The following is a 16,303-nucleotide window of genomic DNA, read 5'->3' as shown; positions in this document are numbered from 1 at the left end:
CATATTCAACTGATTTTCTGGTAGTTCTCTTCAGAAGGCGAAGGAAAGCGATATAGCGTGTAATCCATCAGAAACATCCCAAGTAGTCCGCATACAAGAAGCAGTCCTGTCATGCCGAATGGTCCGATCAAAGCACCGATCACGAGCCCCATCGCTCCGGCATATTTCGCACCTTGGAAGACGAAGCCGCTGACGGCGAGGTACGATGCCCGTTTGTCTTCGACGAGCAGATCAGCGAGCTTCGTTTGACGAATCGGGCTATAGACGAGCTCGCCGAATGTCTGAACCAGTCCGAGTAAAAGGAGAAGCGAAAGCGTGTTGACGGAAGCGAACAATGAGAAGCCGACGACGTAACATAGTAACCCGCCTATCAGCGCCCTGCGCTCTGGAATCGCTTTGAGAAGCTTTGGCAGGAAGAGTGACAGGCCGACTACGAGTAAGGTGTTCTGAAGTTGGAGCAACGACAGCATCCTGACGCCGGTCACGTCGAAGTCGAATACGTTCACTGTCTTGAACGACTCATGCAACCGGACACCGATATAGTTCGCGAGCTGGAACTCGAGGGCGAACACGAGCAGGGAGCCAAGCAGAAACAGAACGAAGCGGCGGTCGGCGAATACGGGGCGGTAGGAGCTGAGGACTGCCGTCTTCTCCTTCTGCGGCTTCGGGATGAATTCATCGATCAAATAGCGCTGCAGCAGGATGAGCGTGAAAACCGCGACGGTCGTCAAGGCGATCAGCAATCCGAGCTTCGAAGACTGATAGAACAGGCCGCCAAGCATGACACCGATTGCGATCGACAGGTTGATCGACCAGTAGTTGATCGTATACATCACTCGTCTTTGCTCCTGCGGACAACTGTCGACGAGAATCGCCTCCGTCGCGGGGTTCGAGAGACCGTTCGACAGTGTATTGCCGACGAAGCCGATCAACATGAGGATTGGGGAGTCGATTTGTGGCAGTACGGACGTCGTCATCATGACAAGAGAAGCGACCTGTCCGAGCTGGCCGATGAGCAACACTTTCTTGCGCGGGCGACGATCGGCGATATACCCGCCGTAAAGGCTTGCCATGACGGAAACTAGAACCGTCAATCCAAGGATGATTCCGCTGGCGATCTTGCCGAACTCGTCAGAGAAATAGATGGCCATGAACGGGAATATCGTAAAACCGACCATTCTCATCAAGAAAGAGGTGAGAATACGCAACTGGACATTTCGATGTAATTGGAAAAACATGTGAATCCCTCCTTCTGTTTCCACTATACGGGGGAAAAGGGTAGATAAAAAGGGATGCGTTTGCAGGAGTTGTTCCCCTTTTAGCGAAAGAGATGGGTGACAGAAATGAAAGGGAGAACCATGATGAAGGATTTGATCGCTTTAATCGATTTGAAAGGGACGCAGGGCATCAAGCTCGATGAATTATCGAAGCGTTGGTTTTGTACGTCGAAACATGCGAAGACGAAGCTTCGGCGTCTTGAGGAACTTGGATTGATTCGCTACCTGCCAGGAAGAGGGAGAGGAAACACGTCGCGGATCGAATGTCTCGTCGATTTCGAGGACTGGATGGTCAAAGAGGCGGAACGACTGATCAAGGAAGGGCGAGTGGAACTAATTTTCGACTGGCTGAACGATGAGATGCCGGTCTCCTTGCATAAACGACTCCTTGCGAAGATGGAGCAGTCGTTCTCGATTCGAGACGGTCTCGAGGACAAGATCCTGATTCCTTCACGACGTAAGTTCGCATCGATCGACCCGCTCTATGCCAACATCTCAAGGGAAGTGGCAATCAGCGAGGCGGTCTTCGAGCCGATCGTCCGGCTCGAAAATGGAAAAATTCTCCCTCATCTGGCTTACCGGTTTGAACAGGAAGATCAACTGCTACGGTTCTATATTCGCAAAGGGATCGAGCTCCACGATGGCCGCCCGCTGACGGGCGAAATCATCAAACAGTCTTATATCCGTTTGATGGAGGCATCATCTTTGTCTTTCCTGTTCGATCAGGTGAAGGAAATCAGGACGCCTCATCCGCTCGTCGTCGAAATCGAGACTGCCGGGGGCACTGAACTCCTGTTGTCCTACCTGGCTCGTCAAACAAGTGCCATCACACCGGACGGAGAGATCGGGACTGGTCCTTTCAAACTTCAACGGTGCGAAGCGAGCAGGATCAAACTTCGGGCATTTGGGCATCATCACTTCGGACGGCCATTGCTCGATGTGATCGACTTCAGATATCTGCCTGACCTCGAGGCCGATGCGTGGGGATGGAGCGTAAATGGGGAAGCGGGAGATGTACAGGAGACGAGTATCGAGGAGCAGGGTGCCCGCTACCTGATTCTCAACCCGAAATTGTCCTATCAGCAGCGTGCGACGATTGCGTGGTGCATCGACAAGGAGAGATTCCTGGAACTTGGGGAAGATCGGCTACGTACCGCATACGGTTTCCTGCCTTCATTAAGCAGACGGCAGGTCGTCTTGCCGCCGGAACGCTTCGAATTCGACCGTCCGCTCAGCATCTATCATCTGCCGTTCGACAGTGCCTGTCTCGACGCAGTCGAGCTCGCACGACAGCTTGCACGATCTGGGATTGCGTCAAGACTCGTCCGGTACGAGCTGGCTGATTTGAAAAAAGGTACGTTCGACGAAGCGGACCTGATGCTTTGCGGGGAGATGCTTGACAGTGACCCGGACCTTGCGTTCGTCGAATTTTGGCAAAGCCCGCGGACGCTCGTCGGTCGTCGTTTTGGTAAGATGGAAGGGTTGAAGCAGTTGCTCGCGGCGTACAATACGACGTCCCGCGCTGAATGGAAAGCGCTTCACCTGGCCGTTGAGCGATGGATGCAGGAGACATCGTACATCCTTCCGCTCTACCATGCGAAATTGACAAGACGTTTTCCACTCCGGCTCGGGCAGATTGAAATCGGAAACAGCGGTTGGCCGGCGTTCGCGAAGCTTGAGCCGGTCTGGCCGCTCTTCAGCGAGGATCGTTCAAAAGACTGAATTGAAAGCAGGAGGAAAGATGATGGAGTGGAGAGAGCAAATCACACTGACGTTCGACTATGACTTCGAGGGGGTGACGAGGAGACTGGTCAGCGATCCGTTGCAGCAGACGAGGGGAGACGCTTTGATCGTCCCGCTCACCTTGGCGGAAGGACCGCGCGTGGCCATAGTTCGTGCCCTTGATCTTCGCACCTTCGAAATCGAGGGGGATGGAGGAAAGGGGGAGACGATCCGGGAAGTGGCAAGACGTTTCCGGTTCGATGGGAGCGACACGGCCGGTGAACTTGCGAACGTGATGCCGGGCATCTATGAACGATTCGGCAACGAGATGCTCGTGCTCGACATCAATCCGTTTTCCGCCCTGATCCGTTCGATCATCCATCAGCAGGTGACGATGTCGTTCGCAAAGACGCTGACGCACCGCGTGTTCGAAAAATATGGAGCGAACGTCGGCGGGATCATCCATCCACCGACGCCGGCACAAATGGCGGAAGCGACGATCGATGATCTGCGCACCCTCCAGCTCTCGACCCGAAAGGCCGAATATTTGCTGACGGCAGCAAGGAGCGGGATATCGTTCGACGATCTGCACGTTGCTTCCGATGCGGAAATCGCCGAACAGCTGATTGCGTTGAAGGGAGTCGGACCATGGACGGTCCAGAACGTCCTCATGTTCGGCTACGGCAGACCGGACCTGTTCCCGGCGTCCGATATCGGAATTCTTCGGGCGATCGGGCAAATCGAAGGGGAACGTCCCTCGGTCGCAGAAGCGACTGCTTATTCGGAACGCTATACACCCTTCAGAAGCAAGGCGGCGTACCTGCTTTGGCGATCAGTCGAGGAATGAGGAAGTATTCTTGTAACCGATAAACTAGCACGGTATAATGAATGCGAATGAATAGTGAGCAGCATCCTGCTCAAGCAATCGACGTAAAAGCAGCGCGCTGCTTTAGATAAAGGGGACTTGTAGCATGTACACAGAAGAGCAGATTATTGAAAGAGCCGGCGAAATCGCGAAGATGATCGCAGAGACGCCTGAAGTCGAGCGCTTCAAGGCAGCCGAAGCGAACATCAACGGCAACGAGAAGGTTCAAAAGATGATGAAGCAGATCAAGTTCCTGCAAAAGGAAGCCGTCAACTGCCAGCATTATGGCAAGACGGAAGCACTCGCGCGTGTCGAGGCGAAGCTCGACAAGCTCTTCGTTGAACTCGAGGAGATGCCGGTCGTCCAGCAGTTCCAGGAATCGCAGCAGGAAGTGAATGAACTTCTTCAGTACGTGACGGTCACGATCTCGAACGGGATCACGGATCAAATCATCGAGGCGACGGACGGGGACGTGCTCGCAGGCAAGACAGGAAGCGGCATGGTCGCTGAAAAAGGAAACGGTGGCTGCGGCTACTGATGACAGCTACAGGAGGGGCCGACGGATATCCGTCGGCTTTTACTCTTATAATGAGGTGAATGAGAAATGGAAACAGTCCACACGACTCCAATGATGAAACAATATTTTTCGATCAAGGCGGATTACCCGGATGCGTTCCTGTTCTACCGGCTCGGTGATTTTTACGAGCTGTTCTTCGAGGACGCAAAGCGCGTCGCGCACGAACTCGAGCTGACACTGACAGCGAAGAACGGAAAGAACGCGGAGCACCCGATTCCGATGTGCGGCGTGCCGCATCACGCGGCACAAGGGTACATCGAACAGCTGATCGAACGCGGCTACAAGGTCGCGCTGTGTGATCAGGTGGAGGACCCGAAGCTGACGAAAGGACTCGTCAAGCGGGAAGTCATCCAGGTCATCACACCGGGGACGCTCATGTCGTCCTTGACGGAGAAGGAGAACCGCTACCTGGTCGCCGTCGCGAGCCGGGAAGGACGCTACGGGATTGCCCGGGGGGACGTATCGACCGGGGAGAGCGCCCTGACGAGTGTCCACTCGATCGATGAGGTGTGCAAGGAGCTGAGCGTCATCCTGCCACGCGAAATCATCGTCACGAACGAGACGGACGAGCAGGCGTTGTCATCCCTTCGCATCCCGATCACCCGGTCAGAGCGGAAAGAATCCCATCCGACAGGAAGCGAAGCGATCGACGCTGCTCAGGAGGAGGCCTTCTCCCTGCTCTACGCGTACATGCACGATACACAGAAGCGGGCTTTGACCCACCTTCAGCCGGCAGTCGTCTACGAGGCGAGCGACTTCATGCAGTTAGAACCGAACACTGTCCGAAATCTTGAGCTTCTCCGTTCGGCGCGTACAGGAGATAAGAAAGGTTCACTGCTCGGTCTGCTCGATCAGACAGGGACGGCGATGGGCGGACGAATGATGAAACGCTGGATCGAGAAGCCGCTCTTGTCGAAGAATCGGATTGAAGAGCGCCTTGATGCAATCGAGGAGCTGTTGACCCATTATTTCGAACGCCAGCAATTGAAGGAAACGCTCCGAAACGTCTATGATCTTGAGCGACTCGTCGCAAAAGTCGGATACGGGACGGCGTCAGCACGGGACCTCGTCCAATTGAAGACGACGCTCGTCCAAATCCCGACCATCCAATCGGCGCTCGAAGATCTGCTGAGCGAACGGCTCGGAATGCTGGCAGCGGAGCTTGATCCGCATGAGGAGCTAATCGACCTGCTCGACCGTGCCTTCGTCGATGCCCCTCCGATCTCTTCGAAGGAAGGGGGAATGATCCGTCCGGGTTATGACGCGGGACTTGACGAGCTGTTGCTCGCCTCGAAGGACGGGAAGTCGTGGCTCGCTTCGCTTGAAGCTTCGGAGCGTGAGGCGACCGGTATCAGAACGCTGAAGATCGGCTACAACCGTGTGTTCGGCTACTATATCGAAGTGTCGCGTGCGAATGCGAAACTGCTTCCGGAAGGCCGCTATGAGCGAAAACAGACGCTCGCGAACGCGGAGCGTTACGTCACGCCTGAATTGAAGGAAAAAGAAGCCCTTATCCTGGGTGCTGAAGAGAAGAGCGTCTCGCTCGAATACGAACTGTTCTGTGAAGTCCGGGACACGGTGAAGGAACATATCCAGTCACTCCAGCGGGTCAGCCGCCGAATCGCGGAACTCGATGTCCTCGTCGCCCTCGCGGATGTGGCGGAGCAACATGATTACGTCCGTCCGGAGACGGTGGACTCCCGTGAAGTGATGATCGAGGCTGGCAGGCATCCGGTCATCGAGACAGTGCTCCCGCGGGGGGAATATGTCGCGAACTCGCTCGAACTGAATGAGGATCGCGAGATGCTCCTGATCACCGGACCCAACATGTCAGGGAAATCGACCTACATGCGGCAGTTCGCTTTGATCGCTCTCCTGCACCAGATCGGCTCGTTCGTTCCGGCGAAGCGGGCGCGGTTGCCGATCTTTGATCAAATCTTCACCCGGATCGGTGCAGCGGACGACCTCGTCAGCGGGCAGTCGACGTTCATGGTCGAGATGGTCGAGACGGAAGAGGCGTTGAAGCGGGCGACTGATCGATCGCTCATCCTGCTCGATGAAATCGGACGCGGGACGTCGACCTATGATGGAATGGCGCTCGCACAAGCGATCGTCGAGCACATCGCGAGTGAAGTCGGTGCGAAGACGTTGTTCTCGACCCATTATCATGAACTGACGGTGCTAGAGGAGTCGATCGAACACCTCTCGAACGTCCATGTCCGTGCCGTCGAGCAGGACGGGCGGGTCGTCTTCCTTCACGAGGTTCGTGACGGAAAAGCGGACAAGTCATACGGCATTCACGTCGCGAAGCTGGCGGATTTGCCGACGGCTCTGATCGACAGGGCATCGGTGCTGCTTGAGGAGCTCGAAAAAAAAGAGCGCCACGTCCAGCATGGTCCACCGGAAAAGAAGGCGGGGTATGAGGACATCGATCAGCTCAGCCTGTTCGCAGAGGCCGATCCGCTCCGGGAGTCGGTCGCGACCCTTGATCTGATCAACATGACGCCGCTTGAGGCGCTAAATACGCTCTACCGCTTACAGGCGGAGGCGAGAAAGTAAGGTGACACATGGGAATCATTCGGGAATTGTCGGATTCGCTCGCTAACCGAATCGCGGCAGGGGAAGTCGTCGAACGACCGGCATCGGTCGTCAAGGAACTCGTCGAGAACGCGCTTGACGCCGGTTCGAGCCAAATCGATGTCGAACTTGAGGAAGCAGGCATGAAGCGGATCACGGTCCGTGATGATGGACATGGCTTCTATCCGGAAGACGCAGAGCTTGCCTTCGTTCGGCATGCGACAAGCAAAATCAAGGACGAGCACGACCTCTTCCGGATCAAGACGCTCGGTTTCCGTGGGGAGGCCCTCGCCTCCATCGCCTCGGTCAGCAAGGTCACGCTCAGGACGCGGCGCAAGGAGACGGACGGCCTCGAACTCGTGCTCGACTACGGGAGCGTCACGGAGCGGAATCCGGTTGCGATGAACACTGGGACGGAACTGACGATCGAAGGGCTCTTCTTCAATACGCCTGCCCGCTTGAAGTACTTGAAGACGACGCACACGGAGCTTGCTGCCATCACCGACACGCTCAACCGGATCGCCTTCGCTCATCCCGACGTCAAGATCCGCGCAGTCCACGAGGATAAGGTGCTGATCCAGACGAACGGTTCAGGTGACGTCCGGCAGGCGCTTGCGAGTGTATACGGTCATCAGACGGTAAGTGGAGCGGTCGTCGCAACTGGTTCGAACGCTGATTATCAGTTGCGGTGCTACCTCGTCAAGCCGGAAGTGACGCGCGCTTCGAAAAACTACGTCACACTCATCCTGAATGGACGATCGGTCAAGAATTTCGCGCTGACACAAGCGGTATTGAACGGTTACCATACGCTTCTGCCGATCGGCCGTTACCCGATCGCCGTCATCGAGGTGACGATGGATCCCCTCCTGATCGACGTCAACGTCCATCCGACGAAGCGGGAGGTGCGACTGTCGAAAGAGCAGGAGCTGTGCCAGTTGATCGAGCAGACGATCCGTCTGTCGCTCAGCAAGCAGACGCTCATCCCGAAAGTCGTCGAGAAGCCGGCCAAGCAGAAGACAGAACAGGAAAAAATCGATTTTTCGGTCGTTGCAGACCCGTTCGAAGCGACGACCAACAGCGAGTCGACGTTCGGATCCGCCTGGAACTATCCGATACCGAAACGGACTGAGCAACTGGTTACTCCGGTCAGTCAGGAGAAGAATGAAGCAGAACGGACGAGCGAAAGCGGACAAGTCGAAGCACGGCGGAAGTTTCCGCAGCTCGATGTGATCGGTCAGCTTCATTCCACCTATATCGTATGCGGCGGAGAGGAAGGTCTCTATTTGATCGACCAGCACGCGGCACAGGAGCGGATCAAATATGAACTATATAAGCATTCGTTCGGCAAGCCGCACGCGGATTCGCAGCAACTGCTTTTGCCCTACACGTTCGAGGTCGCTTCACACGATATGACACGGATCGACGAGGCGTTGCCCTTGCTGAAGGATGTCGGGGTGGAACTCGAGCCGTTCGGACCGCAAAGCTTCATCGTCCGCGAAATCCCGACATGGTTCCCGTCGAGCAAGCAGGAGGAGACGATCCAGGAACTGCTGGACGAGGCGCTCGATAAACGCAAGGTCGACCTCGCGACCTACCGGGAGGAGGCAGCGATCATGATGGCCTGCAAGAAATCGATCAAGGCGAACCATCCGCTCAATCACGAGATGATGCGCCGCCTGATCGAGGACCTCGAGGCGACGGAGATGCCATTCACCTGTCCGCATGGGCGTCCCGTTCTCATCCAGTGGACGAACTATGAGCTTGAGAAGCTGTTCAAACGCGTCATGTAAGGAAAAAACCTGTCCGACTTGAAGAAATCCTTCAGCTCGGACAGGTTTTTTGCGTCTTTTAAGAGAAAAATGAACCTTATGGGAAGAAAATGGTAATAAGACGTAAGAAAAGGAGGTGTCGTGCGGAAATGAGGCAGACTCAAGAAGAGACGTTCCAGCTCCTCGTCGAGCCCCAGATCGTCAAAGCGAGACAGACGGCCTATCTCTTGCTGAGAGACCACGCCCTCGCGGAGGATGCCGTCCAGGACGCCTTGCTCGAGACATTCCGGTCGCTCCATAAGTTCGATCCGCAGAGAGCGCAGTTCAAGACGTGGTTTTTCAAGATCGTCATCCATATGACGTTGAAGGTGCGAAGGAGGAGACGCCTTCTCTTTCCGTTCACGGGGATGGAGAGGGACGAGGGTCCGTCCGTCATGCGCCGCTATGAGCTGAAGGAGGAGACGGAACATCTCCTGCGAGCGGTCCATTCCCTCGGGAGCAAATATGAGCCGATCCTGCTCCTCCATTATTATCATGATTTTTCGGTCAAGGAGATCGCGCATATCATGAGCGTCAAAGAAGGAACCGTCAAGTCCAGACTGCATCATGCCCGCAAGAAGCTGCGGCATCTTCTGACAGAAAGCGAGGCGAGGGAAAATGGATGAACGGCTGCGGGCTGCGTTCAAAGAGGCGGCTGAACAATACAGCTTCTCTAGCAGTACGATTCGGATCAAGAACAACAAACGGAAGAGACGAAGTTATTTTATTGCTGCAATCCCGCTCGTCTGCCTTCTGTTGACTGCACTCTACATCCTGAACGACGAGCCTGTCAGGCTCAGCAGCAGTAACGCAATCGATTTGTCGGCGAGAGAGGACCTTGTCGCATTCGCTGATCAACTGTTCGTCGGAAAGGTCGCACGTCGCGTCGGAACGAACGATGCAGACGGCTTGCCGGAGACACAGTACGAAGTATCGGTGGAGGAAGTCGTCAAAGGGAAGGTTCCTCGAACTATCACGGTCAACCAGGAAGGCGGGAGAGCTCCGCAAGCTGTCGAGGCAGTGGAGGATTACGAAATGAAAGATGGCTATCTGGTACGGGAAGGGGATACGATGCTCGTTCCGGGAGAAACATACTTTTTTGCGACGCGGACGTACGCGGAAAAAGGGTGGTATACCGTCATACCGGAATTCGGTGATCTGTTGATTAGGAGTGAAGGTGAACGGTTGCAGCTGATCGAGGAGTTCTCAAGTCTTGTCGATTGATCAGCTTCGTTCCGATACGGCCGTGAAACGTTTCTTGATATGCTTTCCCTGTTCGATCTCGTCGACGACGGCGATCGCATAGTCGGCGTAACTGATGTAACTCTCGCCGGCACTGTTCGTCAATACGTCATCCGTACCGATTTCATATCGGCCTGTCCGGTTCCCGTTTGGATCGAAGACGACGGACGGGCTGATGTATGTCCAGTTGAGAACATCGGTGGCCTGAAGTTCATCGAACGCGCGTGCCATCTGGCGTGAAACAGGAAGATATGCTTCCGGGAATTCAGGCGTATCCATCAGCCTCTTGCTGCCTGACATCAATGTTCCGGCACCGCCTACGACGATGAGGCGCTTTGAAGGGTGACGACTGAGCAGGCTGATCAATAATCGAATCGATTCGACATGGGCGATTTCATCGCCGGGTGCCGCATTGAATGCGTCGACGATGACGTCGAACGGCTCGATGTCGTCCTCCGTCAAATCGAAGAGGTCCCGTTCGACGATATAGACGCGGTCATCCTTTACCTTGGATGGATTCCGGACGATTGCGGCGACCTGATGGCCGCGCTCGACGGCTTCGTCCTCGATATAGCTGCCAGCCTTCCCTGTCGCGCCGATGATGCCGATTTTCATGATGATTCCTCCTTCGGTGTGGGATTAACGATGCACATTAGGTTTTCCCGTTTTTTCTGGAAATACGACATGACTAATTAAAGGAGGAAGAAAGATGATCATCTGGATCAATGGGTCTTTCGGGGCAGGTAAGACGACGGCTGCGAAAAACCTTTCAGCACGTGTGGAGGGGGCAGGCTTGTTCGACCCGGAAGAGATCGGGTTCCTGCTTCGGCGTATCACGCCGGGCAGCCTGCAACCTGATTTTCAGGACGAGCCGCTATGGCGGCAATGGACGTTCGATGCGATTGACGAAATCGCAAGCAGGCAACAGGTGACGTTCGTGCCGATGACGCTGACGAATACACAATATTTCGATGAAATCGTCGGGCGTTTGCGGGAGAAGGGTCACGAAGTCCATCATGTGACGCTCATGACATCGAAGAAGACGATTCGGCGGAGATTGCATAAGCGGCTCGAAGGCAGAAATTCCTGGGCTTATCAGCAGGCTGAAACGCGATTAGCGGCACTGGCGTCGGATTGGTTCGCGTTTCATCTCGAAACGGATGACATGTCGAAAGAGGAAGTCGTTCAGGCACTCGCCTTGCGCTTCGGGTTGCGTCTGTCGAGCACACGACAAGGACGGTTGCGGATACCTTTTTTTGAGAGGTGATTCAATCCGTGCTCCTCTCCACCTTTTTGAGTGAGATGAACATAATCGGGGTATAGTCCTTCTAGAGAATTCGACACTGAAGAGAGAAGAGAGGGTCGAATAAGAGGAGGTACTACCGGTAACATGAGAACTTGGTATAAACAAAAAATCAGTCGTCAGCTGCTGACGATTTTTTATGCAATCATCACGTTGAGCATCCTGACGTCGCTTGCCGTCTATCGATATGCCCGAAATCCGGGGGATGGGACGGACTGGCCGCTTTGGCTCCTTCTAGGCCAAATCGGGCTGTCTGTCCTCGCGTTTTTCCTGGTGATCAAACCGATGGTCGTTTCCCTTTCCAATCAGTTGAAGGAATTGAGCGTCAAGAGCAAGCGACTCGCAGAAGGTAAGTCGATCTCGCTCTCGCATGACGTCGAGATGGATGACGAAGTTGGTGATTTGACGAAGGCATTCAATCGGATGGCACGGTCGATCGAAGACCAGCGGGAGGAGTTGTCGCGTCAGAACGAACAGCTCGAAATTAAACGGGAGGAACTCGAGCGAATACTCGATCAGACTAAGCGGAGCGAGATGCACCTTCAGGACCGTAACGAACTGATCGAGACGCTCGCGTCAAAGGAAAGCCTCTTTGACTATTCATCAGTCATCGGAAAAATCGTCAAACTGACGAAGACGGAGTTCGGTGCGTTGCTGCTCGTCAAGAACGGGGAGATCACTTCGGTCGTGCCGAAGGAGATGACGGAAGAGCAGCAGGAAAGCTTGAAGACACAGTCACTGTTGTTGAAACGGGTCATGATGTCGAAAGTGACGGCGGAATCCTCGAAAAAGGTGACGGACGACCTGTTGCTGCCGCACCCTTATTACATCAATGAAGCGGTCATCCCGGTGAAAAATCCGTCTGATGATCAATTGATGGCCTGCCTCTATCTGGCGCGTTTCGACGCGCCGTTCGATGAGGACGACATCGATGAACTCGAGTCCTACTCCAAACAGATCGCCATCTCGCTCATGCGGATGGCGCTGTACGACCAGATGAAGCAGGAAAGGCAAGAAACGACGCAACTGCTTAATTCAATCCGGGAAGCGATTCTCTACGTCGAACAGGAAGAAGGACGAATCCTTGGAAACCGCGCGTTGCTTCGAATGTTCGCGAACCTTGAGACACAGGAAGTCGAGGAGCAGGACGAACATTCCCTAGCGCTGCTAGAGGTCTCGGCGGAGGAAATCGCAGGAAGGGTCGACCAGAAGGAAAGCTTCCTCTCCTACCTTGAACAGGTTCTTTCCGGCGAAACGCCGCGAGATTTGTTGTCCGTGACGATCGATCAAGGGGAGTACTTCCTGCAAATCTATGCGGAGGAGATCGAGCGCAGCGACCAGCAAAAAGGGACGATGCTCGTGCTCCGCGATGTCACGGCCGAGACGGAGGTCGACCGGATGAAATCGGAACTCGTCTCGACGGTCTCGCACGAATTGCGGACGCCGCTCTCGTCGATCTATGGCTTTACGGAACTGATGCTCGAGCGGGATTTGAACGAAGAACGGAGTACGAACTACTTGAAGACGATCCATTCAGAGGCGAAACGGCTGACCCACCTCGTCAATGACTTCCTTGACGTGCAGCGCATGGAATCTGGTCAACAGTCATACATGATCCAAAAAATAGATCTGCTTCACATCGTGCAGGAAGCATCCGATTTCTACGGAGGCTCCTCATCCATCCATCAGTTGAAGATTGATGCAGACTTCGACCGATCGTACGAGATCGAGGGAGACGCAGACAGCATCAGGCAGTTGATTGGAAACCTACTCAGCAATGCTATCAAATACTCGCCTGAAGGAGGCAACGTCCTGACGACGATCGAACACAGAAGGGACCGGATCGCGGTATCGATCCGCGATCATGGAATCGGAATACCGACCGCAGCCATTCCGAATCTGTTCAACAAATTCTACCGTGTCGATAACTCCGACAGCCGGAAAATCGGCGGGACTGGTCTCGGTCTCGCCATCTGCAGGGAAATCGTCCGTGCGCACGATGGTGAGTTGTCCGTGACGTCGACTTACGGGGAAGGAAGTACGTTCAGCTTCGAGTTGCCGGTCCGCCAAGAGACGGAGCATACGGAGGAATTGAAAACGGTCTGAAGGTGAATTCACCTTCAAACCGTTTTTTTTCATTGGGCGTTCTTCAACGTGTTGCCAAGCCACTTCTGAATCGATTTGCCGTTCTCGACGAACGAACAATCCTTGAATTCGACCGTATGGCCGCCTGCCTCGACCAACTCGTTGAACGTGTCTCCGAGGTCTCGGTTCTCCCACTTCTTATCGTTCGTCAAATACTTGAACCCGAAATTGCATTCGACGAAGAACGTGATCGCGAACGGTTCCTTGAACGATTGGACGGCACGGATCATCTCAAGCAGGATGATCCGTTTCGGATTCGACTTCGGGATCGTATCGATCACGGTCGTACGGCGTCCGTGGAACTCGATGACGCGGATGGCCCGTCCGACGTCCGCTTTGAAGTCGTAACTCGTCCGGATATAGACGATGATTTCTCTCATGTCACTCACAGCCTTTCTCGTCATCGATTATAGCAGAGAACGATGGAAAGACCTACCTGATTATTCACCGTACGTCTTCAGCACCTCCTGCAGCGGGATGCGCTCGATCTTGCGCCGGCTGACGGCAGTGCTCGCGAAGAAGAGGCAGAGGATGATGACGAGCGTGTAGAGGACGAACTCCGGTTCGAACTGCAGCGGCAGGATGACGTCATACTCCGACAGGAAGAACCGCATCATCGTATAAAGGATCAGGTAGGCAAGCGGGATGCTGATCAGGCAGCTCAGGACAGTGTAGACGAAATAGCTGTTCAGCACCATCGCATTGACTTCGCGCCTTGTATAGCCCATCACCTTCAGCAAGGAGATGGTGAAGTAGTTCTTCTCGACGGTGAAGGATGTCAGGACGAACAGGATGCTTGACGCGATGACGGCTGCCGCACCGATCATGACCCGGGTGATGAGTTGGACATAATCATCCATCGCCTTCGCCTGATCGATGACACCGGCCTTTTCGATGATGACCGGGAAGTTCGCTGCTGCCGGACGCTGTTTCGAGTAGATGCCGCTGAACAGGGTGGTCGTCCGGCCTTCCGTGAGCATCTCGCTGAGAGTCTCGATGTCGAGGTAGATTTCTTTCGAGACATATTCGTCGGCGACTCCTGCTACTTTCAATTCGAACGTCTCGTCATCGACCGTGACATCGATCATATCACCAGCCTCAAGACCGAGTTTCATGCTCAGCTGCTTCGTCAGCACGACCCCTTCTTCCGTCTGCGATGAGATGTCAGTCTTCCCGTCATAGAGCCGATGAAGCCGATTGTCCTTCTCTAGACCATGCAGTGTCACGAGATCACCATCGACGGTCGCATAAGGGTACGTCAAGAACTTCTCCTGAGATGCAGCTAAGGCGGGTGGAGCCGCCGGATCGATGTATGCCTCGTAGGCGTACTCATATTTTTTCAAGGATTCGACAGTCATCCGGTCGATCATCCCGACCATCATGAAGGAGAAGGTGATCAAGAGCGTCGAAAACATGATTCCGACGAAGAAGAGCAGAAAGCTGCTCGTACTCCGGATCGCATACAGGTATTTGAATTTCGTGATGCTCCTTGCATGGGACAGGAGCCTGCTGACAGAACGGCTCAGACGGTTGAGAGACTTGCTCTGTTGCGGGGTGAGGAGCGACAGGGCGCTTGCACCTAAAATTTTGTAGATGAGCAGGCCTGAGATGAGAGCGAAGAAGGCGAGCGGGACGAGGATCGCTGTCGCGAAGACGACCGGGCGCTGGCTGATCGAACCGGAAGGAAGAAGATAGAAGTCTAGATAGAGCGCCTTCAATGGTTCGGCGAGGAATGAGCCGGCAATGTAGCCGATGATCAGCATGATGAAGGCGAGGAACATCATCGAGGCAAGGTAGGGGAGTGCGATTTCGATCCGTCGGTATCCAATCGCCTTCAGGATGCCGATCTGTCCGCGCTCCGCCTGAAGCAAGTTCGAGATCATCAGGGCGACGATGATGACGGCAAGCGTCGCGATGAAGATGCTGAGTCCCAGAGCGACTACTTTTCCTTCCGTGATTTCGTCGTAGATGGCTCCGCTGCGCATGATGCTGTCCGTATTCTCGACGTTCGTGACGAACGGCAATTTCTTCGCGTCGAACGTCGTCTCGACCCGTTCACCGGCATTGGTCCCTGAGAATCGGTAGTTCTCAGGCGCACGAATCTGCTCGTATTCGTCGTCGGTCGTGACGACGATCGTCTGAAGGGCCGTATCGATGTTGAAGAATGATTCCTGAAAGACCGGTAACGTATAGTCCGGGACGAGGACGAAGCCCGATACACGGTACGTCTTTCCGGCGAGACGAAAGCTGTCGCCGATCGAGATGTCATTCTTATCCGCATAGATTTTCGTCAAAGCGACTTCGTCATCCGATCCGGGAGTGCGTCCTTCCTCGAAGTAGGACCGGTTGATCGTCGATCCGTTTTTGACGAGCAGCGCCTGGTGATCGCGTCCTTTGAAATCGTACTGGAAGGTCTTGAACTGGCGTAATTCGACTTGGGTGTCTGGATACTCCTTGAGGAACTGGGAGCGCCGACCGGCAATCAACGTGTCGAAGAGTTTGGTGTCCGCCAGTTTGACATCATTCAGCGTATAGCGTCCACGGGATGCGAGTGCATTGATTCTCGGATCCGTTGCCTCCTCGGGCGTGACCCGGTTCAAGAACTCGACCGCGAAATCCTCTTGGCGATACTTCTCCAAGTAAGTTTCGGTCGGCTCCTCGATGCCGCTCAAGCCATAGAACATCATCGTATATGTCAGCGAGCTGAGGATGATGATCAAACCGATCGCGATAAGCTGAAGCCATCTTCCGCGGAGTGTCTTGAATACGTTCTTGAGAAGCATATCA

The 16,303-nt window shown here is 54.5% G+C and carries 13 protein-coding genes; 9 read left to right on the top strand and 4 right to left on the bottom strand.

The window, feature by feature from the left end; translation table 11 throughout:
* Window positions 1–5 precede the first annotated feature (5 nt).
* The gene (locus DFG60_RS00890; protein WP_114569838.1) at window positions 6–1,238 is read right to left on the bottom strand and encodes an MDR family MFS transporter; all 1,233 of its coding nucleotides are present in this window, start codon (window positions 1,236–1,238) and stop codon (window positions 6–8) included.
* 123 nt (window positions 1,239–1,361) lie between these two features.
* Here DFG60_RS00890 and DFG60_RS00885 point away from each other — a divergent pair, with 123 nt between their 5' ends.
* From DFG60_RS00885 to DFG60_RS00855, 7 genes are all read left to right on the top strand, one after another.
* On the top strand, window positions 1,362–2,999 hold the full coding sequence (locus tag DFG60_RS00885) for an ABC transporter substrate-binding protein (protein ID WP_198661519.1): 1,638 nt from the start codon (window positions 1,362–1,364) through the stop codon (window positions 2,997–2,999).
* A gap of 22 nt (window positions 3,000–3,021) precedes the next feature.
* Window positions 3,022–3,846: a DNA-3-methyladenine glycosylase family protein gene (locus DFG60_RS00880; protein WP_114569836.1), complete on the top strand. Its 825-nt coding sequence runs from the start codon at window positions 3,022–3,024 to the stop codon at window positions 3,844–3,846.
* 124 nt (window positions 3,847–3,970) lie between these two features.
* Window positions 3,971–4,402: a RicAFT regulatory complex protein RicA family protein gene (locus tag DFG60_RS00875; protein WP_114569835.1), complete on the top strand. Its 432-nt coding sequence runs from the start codon at window positions 3,971–3,973 to the stop codon at window positions 4,400–4,402.
* 66 nt (window positions 4,403–4,468) lie between these two features.
* Window positions 4,469–7,000 carry a DNA mismatch repair protein MutS gene (gene mutS, locus DFG60_RS00870; RefSeq protein ID WP_114569834.1) on the top strand — a complete coding sequence of 844 codons (2,532 nt, stop codon included), beginning with the start codon at window positions 4,469–4,471 and terminating at the stop codon, window positions 6,998–7,000.
* An 8-nt stretch (window positions 7,001–7,008) separates the two neighbouring features.
* Window positions 7,009–8,808, top strand: coding sequence for a DNA mismatch repair endonuclease MutL (mutL, locus tag DFG60_RS00865; RefSeq protein ID WP_114569833.1), 1,800 nt, complete (start codon window positions 7,009–7,011; stop codon window positions 8,806–8,808).
* 128 nt (window positions 8,809–8,936) lie between these two features.
* Window positions 8,937–9,452, top strand: coding sequence for an RNA polymerase sigma factor (locus tag DFG60_RS00860; protein ID WP_157964460.1), 516 nt, complete (start codon window positions 8,937–8,939; stop codon window positions 9,450–9,452).
* The gene (locus DFG60_RS00855) at window positions 9,445–10,050 is read left to right on the top strand and encodes a hypothetical protein (RefSeq protein ID WP_114569831.1); all 606 of its coding nucleotides are present in this window, start codon (window positions 9,445–9,447) and stop codon (window positions 10,048–10,050) included. Before DFG60_RS00860 ends, DFG60_RS00855 begins: the two co-directional genes overlap by 8 nt.
* Here DFG60_RS00855 and DFG60_RS00850 read toward each other — a convergent pair whose 3' ends face one another.
* A complete protein-coding gene (locus DFG60_RS00850) occupies window positions 10,051–10,683 on the bottom strand; it encodes an NAD(P)-dependent oxidoreductase (RefSeq protein ID WP_114569830.1) in 633 nt (210 codons plus the stop codon).
* A 94-nt stretch (window positions 10,684–10,777) separates the two neighbouring features.
* On the opposite strand from DFG60_RS00850, the gene DFG60_RS00845 reads away from it, so the two are divergent.
* Together DFG60_RS00845 and DFG60_RS00840 are read left to right on the top strand one after the other, a co-directional pair.
* Window positions 10,778–11,335: an AAA family ATPase gene (locus tag DFG60_RS00845; protein WP_114569829.1), complete on the top strand. Its 558-nt coding sequence runs from the start codon at window positions 10,778–10,780 to the stop codon at window positions 11,333–11,335.
* Window positions 11,336–11,458: 123 nt separating this feature from the next.
* On the top strand, window positions 11,459–13,477 hold the full coding sequence (locus DFG60_RS00840) for an ATP-binding protein (protein WP_114569828.1): 2,019 nt from the start codon (window positions 11,459–11,461) through the stop codon (window positions 13,475–13,477).
* Between the two features lie 29 nt (window positions 13,478–13,506).
* Here the strand turns inward: DFG60_RS00840 and DFG60_RS00835 are convergent, their stop codons facing one another.
* Window positions 13,507–13,896 (bottom strand): hypothetical protein, encoded by a 390-nt coding sequence (locus tag DFG60_RS00835; RefSeq protein ID WP_232818574.1) that lies wholly within the window; start codon window positions 13,894–13,896, stop codon window positions 13,507–13,509.
* A gap of 60 nt (window positions 13,897–13,956) precedes the next feature.
* Entirely contained in the window at window positions 13,957–16,299 is a 2,343-nt protein-coding gene (locus tag DFG60_RS00830) for an ABC transporter permease (RefSeq protein ID WP_114569826.1), read from the bottom strand.
* Between the last annotated feature and the right edge of the window lie 4 nt (window positions 16,300–16,303).

It is taken from the genome of Exiguobacterium flavidum (assembly GCF_003344535.1).
Taxonomy (GTDB): domain Bacteria; phylum Bacillota; class Bacilli; order Exiguobacteriales; family Exiguobacteriaceae; genus Exiguobacterium_A; species Exiguobacterium_A flavidum.
This window is presented reverse-complemented; position numbering and strand designations above follow the sequence as displayed.

What these genes read in the sequence shown, in the direction of transcription:
- DFG60_RS00890 (WP_114569838.1), bottom strand. Translation starts at nt 1,238, where the DNA reads ATGTTTTTCCAATTACATCGAAATGTCCAGTTGCGTATTCTCACCTCT.
- DFG60_RS00885 (WP_198661519.1), top strand. Translation starts at nt 1,362, where the DNA reads ATGAAGGATTTGATCGCTTTAATCGATTTGAAAGGGACGCAGGGCATC.
- DFG60_RS00880 (WP_114569836.1), top strand. Translation starts at nt 3,022, where the DNA reads ATGGAGTGGAGAGAGCAAATCACACTGACGTTCGACTATGACTTCGAG.
- DFG60_RS00875 (WP_114569835.1), top strand. Translation starts at nt 3,971, where the DNA reads ATGTACACAGAAGAGCAGATTATTGAAAGAGCCGGCGAAATCGCGAAG.
- mutS (WP_114569834.1), top strand. Translation starts at nt 4,469, where the DNA reads ATGGAAACAGTCCACACGACTCCAATGATGAAACAATATTTTTCGATC.
- mutL (WP_114569833.1), top strand. Translation starts at nt 7,009, where the DNA reads ATGGGAATCATTCGGGAATTGTCGGATTCGCTCGCTAACCGAATCGCG.
- DFG60_RS00860 (WP_157964460.1), top strand. Translation starts at nt 8,937, where the DNA reads ATGAGGCAGACTCAAGAAGAGACGTTCCAGCTCCTCGTCGAGCCCCAG.
- DFG60_RS00855 (WP_114569831.1), top strand. Translation starts at nt 9,445, where the DNA reads ATGGATGAACGGCTGCGGGCTGCGTTCAAAGAGGCGGCTGAACAATAC.
- DFG60_RS00850 (WP_114569830.1), bottom strand. Translation starts at nt 10,683, where the DNA reads ATGAAAATCGGCATCATCGGCGCGACAGGGAAGGCTGGCAGCTATATC.
- DFG60_RS00845 (WP_114569829.1), top strand. Translation starts at nt 10,778, where the DNA reads ATGATCATCTGGATCAATGGGTCTTTCGGGGCAGGTAAGACGACGGCT.
- DFG60_RS00840 (WP_114569828.1), top strand. Translation starts at nt 11,459, where the DNA reads ATGAGAACTTGGTATAAACAAAAAATCAGTCGTCAGCTGCTGACGATT.
- DFG60_RS00835 (WP_232818574.1), bottom strand. Translation starts at nt 13,896, where the DNA reads ATGAGAGAAATCATCGTCTATATCCGGACGAGTTACGACTTCAAAGCG.
- DFG60_RS00830 (WP_114569826.1), bottom strand. Translation starts at nt 16,299, where the DNA reads ATGCTTCTCAAGAACGTATTCAAGACACTCCGCGGAAGATGGCTTCAG.